The following is a 1147-nucleotide window of genomic DNA, read 5'->3' on the forward strand; positions in this document are numbered from 1 at the left end:
GAGCTGATGCGGCGCGCGTTGGACAATATCGTGCGCAACGCGCTGCGTTTTTCAACCCGTGAGCAGACGGTGCAGGTAGACCTGCGCGGCACCGAGCGCGAGTGGCTGCTTTGTGTCACCGATCAGGGCCCGGGGGTGGAGAAAAATAAGCTATCCAGCATCTTTGATCCTTTTATTCGTATCGAATCGCCGCAGTCCGGCAAAGGCTATGGATTAGGGCTGGCGATTGCCCGCAAAGTGGTGATGGCGCACGGGGGGCATATTGAGGCAGATAACGGCCCTCACGGGGGATTGACCGTGCGTATCTTTATTCCTCGTTGGCAAGAGACCGCATCGCAAAGTCATTGATTAGCGCGTTTTATTAACGGCAACCTGGTGTATTTGTCCGAAACTTACTTTTCGGTGGATACGCCACTCCCGTTTCAGGATGCCCCAGATGCTTTCGGATTATCTCTGCCCTATCAATAATGCGTCTTTTCGCTTTCCTTCCAACGTCTCTTTTGGCTATAGGCTGGCAGCGCAGCCGCTACGACTCTTGCAAGAGGTTATCGTCGTCAGCAACGATGGCGCAGAGCCCACGGTGCCGTCTGCCCGTTGTGCTTTGCCTGCCTTGTCAGTACTGGCGGCCAATGCCTGCGTAAGTCGCATTACTCAGGTTAACCCGTTTTCTCAACCTGAAGATATTGTGCCGGTGGCGCGCTTCATCGGGGATAACCGGGAACGTCCCCTCGCCGTGCAACACGCGTTGCGTCAGGCGTTTTATCAACGCTGGAAATCCCTTTCTCTTGGCAGGCATGACTGGTTGGCAGAGGCGGTTTCACTAGAGCGCGTATTGGCGGGGCAATCATGCAAGACAGTGGCCGAGGCGCATGGCATTCCTGACCGTAGCGTACTCATGCATCGACTGAATATGCTGGCGGTTGATGGTGAGGCTGGCGCGCGGGTCTATGCCGGCGAATGCTGTTATGCCGTGGCGGAGCACTACGGGATTGAATCTGACAGTTTCGCTTTCAACGCATTGCAAAAGTGCGCAGTGATGGGACGGGCAGGGGAACGGGTGCGCAACGGTGAGTCATGCCTGCAAGTGGCAGAGGATCATGGCATTTGCATGCTGTATGAGTCGATGGATATGTTAGAGATGATCGCC

The 1147-nt window shown here is 55.5% G+C and carries 2 protein-coding genes; both read left to right on the plus strand.

Going from position 1 to position 1147, the window contains the following annotated elements; all coding sequences use genetic code 11:
* Nucleotides 1-348: sensor histidine kinase (locus tag J5224_RS29105; protein ID WP_264628558.1), on the plus strand; the 348-nt coding region annotated here is incomplete at its 5' end.
* Nucleotides 349-436: 88 nt separating this feature from the next.
* Nucleotides 437-1147, plus strand: a 711-nt coding sequence (locus J5224_RS29110) for a hypothetical protein (protein ID WP_264628559.1), incomplete at its 3' end; no start/stop codon positions are given.

It is taken from the genome of Candidatus Symbiopectobacterium sp. NZEC135 (assembly GCF_025962695.1).